Source organism: Occallatibacter sp. (assembly GCF_036502485.1).
Classification (GTDB): domain Bacteria; phylum Acidobacteriota; class Terriglobia; order Terriglobales; family Acidobacteriaceae; genus Telmatobacter.
In genome coordinates, this window is sequence record NZ_DASXYM010000176.1 from 22,922 (window position 1) to 30,808 (window position 7,887).

Genomic DNA, 7,887 nt, shown 5'->3' on the forward strand with positions numbered 1-7,887 from the left:
TTGCAGCGAAGAGCATGTGTCAATCGCATGGTAAATGACTGCGTGTTGAGTTCATTCGACCTAGTCATTGCGCAGCGCTCGCATTGGATCTACCTTGGCCGATCGTCGCGCCGGAATCCAGCACGCCACGAGCGCCACTCCAAACAGAAGCGCCGCAACCCCGCTCAGGCTCACCATATCCACCGTCTTCACTCCATAGAGTGTGGAGTGCATCAGGCGTCCTAGCCCAAACGCTCCGGCCACGCCAATCGCGAGCCCTACGACGGCCATGCGCAGTCCATTGCCCATCATGAGCTGCACCACTTCATGCCGCCGCGCGCCCAGCGCCATGCGCACGCCGATCTCGTGGGTCCGTTGTGCCACGGCGAACGACATCACGCCATAAATCCCTACGCTGGCCAGAAGCAGCGCCACCACGGCAAACGCGCCGAACAGGATCATCTGCGCACGGTCGCTCGAGCTCTCCTGCTCCATCATTTCAGTCATAGTGCGCACATGGTCAATGGATGCGCCGGGTTCTACGGCCGTCACCGCCTGCTGCACAGAGCTGCTCAAGCTAGACGGAACATTCAAGACGGTTCGGAGGGCAATCTCATACGGGCGACCCGCAACCCACTGGCAAATGTACATCTGCGGCTGAACCTCGCCTGTGAGGTGTTCGTTGTTCAAAACGTCGTGGAAGACTCCGACTATTTGGAACTCCGTGGGCGACGGCGGCCGAGTTCCGTCACGAACAACCGCCGGGGGAGGAAACGAGAGCCGATGGTTCAGAGGGTCTTCGTTTGGCAGGTACCGCCGCACGAACGTTTCATTCACAACTACGACGGGTTGAGATTGGGGCCTGTCGCGATCGCCCAGAAACCTTCCGCGCATCAGACGAATCCCAAAGGTGGAAAAGAAGCCTGGGCTCACGGCTTCAAGATCTGCCACAGGCATGTGCGCCTGATCGAAAGGCTGCCCCACCACAGTAAATGGAAACGAATTGGATCCACTCATCGGGATTCCGGTGGACAGAGCCGCATCCGCCACGCCGGGAATCTGCCTCAGGCGCTCCAGCAGCACGTCCTGGCGGGCGATGTTCTGCGCCGGATTGTCCGTCCAGCCTGCCCCGTTCTTTTTCGGATGGAACTCTGCGGTTAACACCCGCTCTGCCGTGAATCCCACATCAATATGGCTCAAGTTCCAGAAGCTGTGCAGCGCCATGCCCGCCCCGGCCAGCAGCGTCAGCGCCAGCGCAATCTCCGTCACCACCATGACGGACTGCAGAGGCGTCCTGCCCCTGCCTCCTGTAGCGCGCGAGCCTTGCTTCAGCGCCTCGCTCTGATTGATGCGCGCACTGCGCCACGCCGGCGCGCACCCCGCCACCGCGCCGGAGATTACCGCGATCAGCAGCGCGAAACCGAGCACCGGCAAGTTTATTTGCACAACTGTATCGGTCGACTCCAATGCCAGGTTGGGCAGATACACGATGCTGAGCTTCATCAGGCACCAGCCCAGCGCAACTCCGATCGTTCCGCCCACGAGCGCCAGCGTCAGGCTCTCCGTAAGCAACTGTACAAAGATCTGGCCGCGCGATGCCCCGAGCGCCGTGCGAACCGCCAGTTCCTGCGCACGTGTCGTTCCGCGCGCCAGCAGCAGATTGGCGATGTTCGCGCAGGCAATCAACAGCACCAGTCCCACCGCATCCAGCAGCAGCCACAGGTTGCGCTGCGTCTTCAAATCCAACCAGTCGTTGCGGAAACTCTCGACAGTTAACGTGAAAGGGTTTGCGCCGTGCATCCGGTAGTGTTGCTCGGCAAACCGCTGATCGATCGCCGACAGCTCCGCCTGCGCCTGCGCAACGCTTACTCCCGGCTTCAGACGTCCGATCAGTATTCCGATCTGCGAGTGTGAGCTTGGCGAAAGCAGGACCGGCGTGGCAAACTCCACACCACCGCCCCTCTCATGTGGACTCGGCCTGAAAACGCCAATCACCGTATACGGCTGATCTTCAATGAGAATCGACTTGCCAAGAATGTTGGGGTCGAGGTTGTAGCGGTGCGCCCAAAGCCAGTATGTCAGGATCACGACATGGTCGTTGCCAGGACTTCCCTCGGTGGGCAGAAAGTCGCGGCCCATCAGGAGAGGTTGCTGTACCGTTCGCGTCTGCAGGCCTGGGGAGGTTGGTAGGCCCGCTTCCTGATCTGCCGTGTGATCCGCGTTCGTTAAATGCAGAGCCATCCACGACTGAAACGACAGGCCCTGAAAAGAGCGAGTCTGAGCCGCCAGATCCGCGTACTCTGTGCCGTCCGTCGGAACGCGTTCGCCCTTGTAATGGCGCCATACCACGACAAGTTGGTTCGCATTTGGGTAAGGTTCGGGCGACAGAAAAGTGGCCCAGATGATGCTGAAGATCGCCACGTTCGGTCCGATGCCTAAAGCCAGCGCGAGCACTGCAGTGACAGCAAAAGCCGGCGAGCGCCGCAACTGCCGCAGCGCGAACCGCACGTTCCGGCCCACGCTGCCCAGGCTCACCGTGGCATCGGCCGCCGTCACCCCTTCCCGCGCCGTTACAGGATTCCCAAATTGAACAAGAACGTCGCGTCGCGCCTCATCCGGCGACATTCCGTTGGGGATGCTTTCCTCCGTGCGCAGATCAACGTGCGACTGGAGTTCGGGGTCGATCTCGCGACTCAGGCCGCGCAGACGGAAAAAGTTGGCAAAGCGGCGAAATGCTGCCATGGAGTTCCTTTCCTGCTGTAGCAAACCTCAGGCAAAACGAAGGGCAGCGCGAACGCCTTGACACGTTGGTCGAAGTCCTTCTCGGCCTCCTGCAGTTGCTTGCGGCCCGCGGCGGCGAGCTTGTAGAAGCTTGCCTTTCGGCCGATCTCGGTCAGCGCCCAAAAGAAAGTGATCCAGCCGGCCTGCTCATTCTGTGCAGTGCGGGATAGAGCGAGCCTCTTTTATTCGCAGCACATCCTCTGAAGCGCTCTGGATGCGCTGCACGATGCCGGACCCACACGGAGCCATTGTACTGAGATTCCGGGAGCAAGGCGGGTTATTCGTTCGATTCCGACTTGCCCAAAAGATCCCGCCAGATGTCGCGTAGATTTCGCCCGTAAGCCAGTCACTTTATCGGCTGCCTACCGCGTGTCAACCGTCGATCGGAGTTTTGAGACTTAGTGCATGGACACTAACGGTGAAGACGGCCGGAAGATCTGGGGCGTTCGCCCTTTCGACCGATTCTCTCGATTGGAAGCGGTTAACGGCGTCTTCAGTAATTTCTCCACTACTGGTGCAAACTGTCGTTTTGCCAGACCTTCGCCCCCGAGCAGCCACTTGGCAGCCTCTGAGCAAACACCAATCCCCGGCCGCGCATCTTATGACTCAGTCTTAATCGGAGGCAAGCTGGTCGGGCTTTGATCAAGATGATGCCCAAGCAGCAACGCAGACACTCAGGTGTCTATCAGGTCAATCAACGCCGCGGTAATTCAACAGAAGACGAGGCGCCATGGTACCACCACAGAAGACCTTAAAGCACCTGTTCTGGCTCGTGCCCGGAACTGAAACCGCTCCAAAACGGCGGCTTAACTACAATTCCCTCCGGTGACCACCATGGCGGAGACCTCCTCAAGCCAGATCACGGGCGACGACATCATTTCCGAGCTGATACGCAATGTCGATGCAGGACGGTTCAAGGTGGGTCACACGGTCCTGCTTCCCTGCAGATTCAACGTGTACCTGCACGACCATGACTTCGCGCTAGTAGAGCCAATTGCGCAGGTCGTTCGGCGCGAGGCGAAAGATGCTCTGCGAGAATATCTTGAACGGCTCAACAAAGTGCGCCCACAGCAGGGCCTGTTGCAAAAGCTTCGGCCGGCGGCCGTCGAGAGCAGGCGTGAATACAAGATCCTCGAGAAGGACTGGTCCATTGACTTTCATCGTGGTGAAGAAGACCGCCTGCGTCACGGCGAAATCGAGATTTACTCGGATCTGGGGTCAGAGAAGAAGGCGGAGTTTGGCGCCGGCGCTAAGACGACCTTTGTCACACGTCATCCCGCGGATGGGGCGTTCACGCGAAATGCGACCGACGATTCAGAATTTCCCGGGCGTCCCTTTGCAATCGTCCGTTACACGGATCAGCTCGGGGAAAAGGTCTTTGCCATGACGCGGGACGAAATCGTGATCGGGCGCGGAGGAAAGGCTGTTTGGGTGGACGTGAAAGTCGACGGTCCAAATGACATTTCCCGCGAACACTGTCGCATTCGCCGCGACGCGGGCACCGGTCGTTTCTTTATCAAGGATCTCAGTCACTACTTCTCCGTCTTCAACATCAGCGGCGGAACAGCGGCGATCAGCACGACCTTCGCCACTCGCTGTTTCCCGTGCCGGGCAATGTAGCGGACCACCTCGCCGCCGCCCGTGGAGTGACCAACCATTGTGGCGTCGTTAATGTCGAGGTGTGTCATCAATTCGGCAAGATCGTCCGCATACTGGTCCATATTGTTTCCGTCACAGGTTTGGCCTGAACGGCCGTGACCGCGGCGGTCATGGGCGATGACGCGATACCCCCGCTTGACCAGAAACAACATCTGCGCATCCCACCCCGTCGGAGTGGCGGTTGCAGCCGGGAGCCGGCAAGAGGTACGACTGGTTTCAGAACGCTGGCGCTTGGCCGTTCGGGATCTAAGAGATTGCGATCGCTCCCAAGCGCCTAGCAGGCTGCAATCATGCGCCACTGATGCGCTGCCGGGCGACTACTCCGGCGCCAGCACGAGCAATTAAGATCCCAAAGTGACACATACGGTGTTCGAGGCAAAGACAAGGATGGGGTCCGTGCGGAAGGCTCTTCAAGTTGTTCTGCTCTGTATCGGCTTAGTCGCGCTGGCAGCCCACGCACAGGTGGGTTCTGTGGACCCAACCATCGGCAACATCGCCATTCTTCTGGCGCCCACGCGGCCGACGGTATATCTACCCAACAGCATGGTCCGGGTTTACCCGGTGCGCGACGACGGAGCGGCCGACCAGATCCAGTTCTTTCCTTTGACCATCAATGGGCACCGTGGCGCGGAGCTCTTCAGCATCATGCCGGGCGACGGCTCGCCCGCCGCTTACGACCAGGAGATTACGACACCGTACTTCTACGCAACGCGGTTCAACGATCTGGGCGCCACCGTGGAATTCACCGCGACCGAGCGCTGCGGATTCTTCCGTTTCGGCTTTGCTCACGGCCCAGCCAAACTTGTTGTTTCCGACCTCACGGCCGGGAAGATCCGTGTGCACGATGGCAACATCGTGGAAGGCGAAGAGCGATTCGACGGCATGGCTGCCTATGTGTATGGGGTATTCAGCAAGCCCGTCCAGGCAGCGGAGGACCAGCACGGTACGACACCGCGCGTGCTTGTTTCGGCGGACGCAGGCCCACTCGAATTCCGGTACGGCATTTCCTTCATCAGCAGCGAGCAGGCCAAGAGCAATCTTGAGCATGAGGCCGGTTCGCGCAGCTTCGAGGATCTCCGCGACGCCGCCAAGGCGCGGTGGAATGACACGCTTGGGCGCATCGTGGTGGAGGGCGGCACGGAGTCGCAGCGCCGAGTCTTCTACACCGCGCTTTATCGCAGTTCCGAACGCATGATCAACATCACGGAGGACGGGCGCTACTATAGCGGCTTCGACCACGAGGTGCACACCGATGCGCGCCCCTTTTACGTTGACAACTGGCTATGGGACACCTACCGCGCACTGGAACCGCTGCAGACCCTGCTTCATCCGGGGATGGAGGCAGACAAGCTGCAGTCGTACGTGCGCATGTACCAGCAGGGCGGCATCATGCCCACCTTCAATGAAGTCACCGGTCCGGTCGCCTGCATGAACGGCAACCACTCCGCTCCCTGGTTCGCGGACGCGTGGTTTAAGGGCGTGAGGAACTTCGATCTTGCAACCGCCTACGAAGGCATACGGAAGCGCTCGCTCGATAGCACGCTGTTGCCGTGGCGCCTGGGGACGAAGTCGCCGCTCGATGATTTTTACAATACGCACGGCTACATGCCGGCGCTGCGTCCCGGAGAAAAAGAGAGCTATCCGCAGGTGCACCCGTTCGAGAAGCGGCAACCGGTGCCGGTCACGCTGGGCAATAGCTTCGACGACTGGGCAATCGCGCAGATCGCCCGCGAGCTGCAGAAGCCCCAGGATGAGGCCTTGTTCCTGAAGCGCGCAGGCTATTACCGGAACCTTTTCCGCACGGACAAAGCCATGATGTGGCCGAAGGATGAGGCCGGGCTTTGGATCGAGCCCCTGGATCCCAAGTTCAGCGGAGGCATGGGCGGGCGCGACTATTACGACGAAAACAATGGTTACACCTACACGTGGGACGTGAACCACGACTATGCCGGTTTGATCGAACTGATGGGTGGCCCGCAAAAGGCCGAGGCCCATCTCGACCAGCTCTTCCGGGAGCCGCTGGGGCGCTCGCGCTACGAGTTCCAGGGCAAGTTCCCCGACTCGACGTCGATGGTCGGCCAGTTCTCCATGGGCAACGAGCCCAGCTTTGCGATCCCCTACATCTACGATCGAGTGGGCGCGCCGTGGAAGACGCAGTTGCGCGTGCGCATGCTGCTCGACACGTTCTTTAAAGACACACTCCAGGGCATCCCTGGAGATGAGGACGGAGGAGGCATGAGCGCCTTCGTCGTCTTCTCGATGATGGGGTTCTACCCGGTAACTCCGGGCATCCCTGTGTATGACATCGCCAGCCCGGTGTTCGAGAAGGTGACGATTCACCTGGAGAACGGCAAGGATTTTGTCATCCTGGCCCCGGGCGCGTCGCGGCAAAACAAGTACGTGGAGAAGGTCGTGCTGAACGGAAAACCGCTTGATCGCGTCTGGTTCCACCACGCCGACATCGCGCAGGGCGGCGTGCTGGAACTGACGATGGGCGACGCTCCGAACAAATCCCTCGGCGCAGCTTCGTCGTCGTTTCCGCCGGACAAGATCAGCATTCACCCGGAGGACTATAAGTAAGCGGCCGATTGAATTACCCCCACGCTGCTATCACGATCTGCTGACGCGGCAAAAGCGCCTAAGAGCTTCTGTCAGTGGCCGCTGAAGGTGATAATCCGGCTTATCCCCGATCTGAGCGATACCCCCGCTGACACCCCGGGTCAAGCTTGGACGTGCGTGGAGAAGCTGGGCGAATAAGGGATAGCGCCGACTAGATTTAAAGATTTCTTCAAATTACCTGAGGATGAGGGTGGACCGATCTGGACAACCTATGGAGAAGAAGTGGCGGAGGGAGAGGGATTCGAACCCCCGGTACCCTTTCAGGTACAGCGGTTTTCAAGACCGCCTGTTTCAACCGCTCACACATCCCTCCGCGTGAGCCCGCACGTGCATCATCACTATTGTAAGGCTTTTCTCCATCCGCCAAGCACCTGCCCGCTCTGTAACCGGCTCCGACTAAGTCTAATTCCAAGCCTCTTCTTGTCCCCTTACCTTCCGATTGGCAGATTTGCCCGGGTGCGTTTATTCTGAGTGTTCTTTCACCATCTCACCGCAAGTCCTCATTAGCATGCATCAATCCCGGCGCCTGAAGATGTGGCGAATTCGCCTCTTGATGTTCCTGGCCGTTATCGGTCCCGGGTTCATCACCGCCAATGTCGACAACGACGCCGGAGGCATCTACACCTACTCCGCTGCGGGCGCGCAGTTCGGCTACCTGCTGCTTTGGGTCATGATCCCCATGACCATCGCCCTGGTGGTGGTGCAGGAGATGTCGGCCCGCATGGGCGCCGTTACCGGCAAAGGCCTCAGCGACCTCATCCGCGAGGAATATGGGTTGCGCATCACGTTCTTCATGATGCTCGGGCTGGTGATCACCAACTTTGGCAACGTGGTGGCGGAGTTTGCAGG

General features: G+C 59.6%; 5 protein-coding genes and 1 tRNA gene. 3 read left to right on the forward strand and 3 right to left on the reverse strand.

The genetic code is table 11. The features are described 5' to 3' along the window. Positions 1 to 60: 60 nt before the first annotated feature. Positions 61 to 2,721, reverse strand: a complete 2,661-nt coding sequence (locus tag VGL22_RS21415) for an ADOP family duplicated permease (protein ID WP_465269005.1) — start codon at positions 2,719 to 2,721, stop codon at positions 61 to 63. An 873-nt stretch (positions 2,722 to 3,594) separates the two neighbouring features. On the opposite strand from VGL22_RS21415, the gene VGL22_RS21420 reads away from it, so the two are divergent. After that, a complete protein-coding gene (locus tag VGL22_RS21420; protein WP_465269006.1) occupies positions 3,595 to 4,380 on the forward strand; it encodes an FHA domain-containing protein in 786 nt (261 codons plus the stop codon). Here VGL22_RS21420 and VGL22_RS21425 read toward each other — a convergent pair. Then, positions 4,293 to 4,571, reverse strand: a complete 279-nt coding sequence (locus tag VGL22_RS21425; protein WP_465269007.1) for an alpha/beta fold hydrolase — start codon at positions 4,569 to 4,571, stop codon at positions 4,293 to 4,295. The two genes, VGL22_RS21420 and VGL22_RS21425, sit on opposite strands and share 88 nt — an antisense overlap. A gap of 235 nt (positions 4,572 to 4,806) precedes the next feature. On the opposite strand from VGL22_RS21425, the gene VGL22_RS21430 reads away from it, so the two are divergent. Then, on the forward strand, positions 4,807 to 6,999 hold the full coding sequence (locus VGL22_RS21430) for a GH92 family glycosyl hydrolase (RefSeq protein ID WP_465269008.1): 2,193 nt from the start codon (positions 4,807 to 4,809) through the stop codon (positions 6,997 to 6,999). Positions 7,000 to 7,261: 262 nt separating this feature from the next. Here VGL22_RS21430 and VGL22_RS21435 read toward each other — a convergent pair. Next, positions 7,262 to 7,351, reverse strand: a tRNA-Ser gene (locus VGL22_RS21435). A gap of 195 nt (positions 7,352 to 7,546) precedes the next feature. On the opposite strand from VGL22_RS21435, the gene VGL22_RS21440 reads away from it, so the two are divergent. After that, positions 7,547 to 7,887, forward strand: a 341-nt coding sequence (locus VGL22_RS21440; RefSeq protein WP_465269009.1) for a divalent metal cation transporter, incomplete at its 3' end; no start/stop codon positions are given.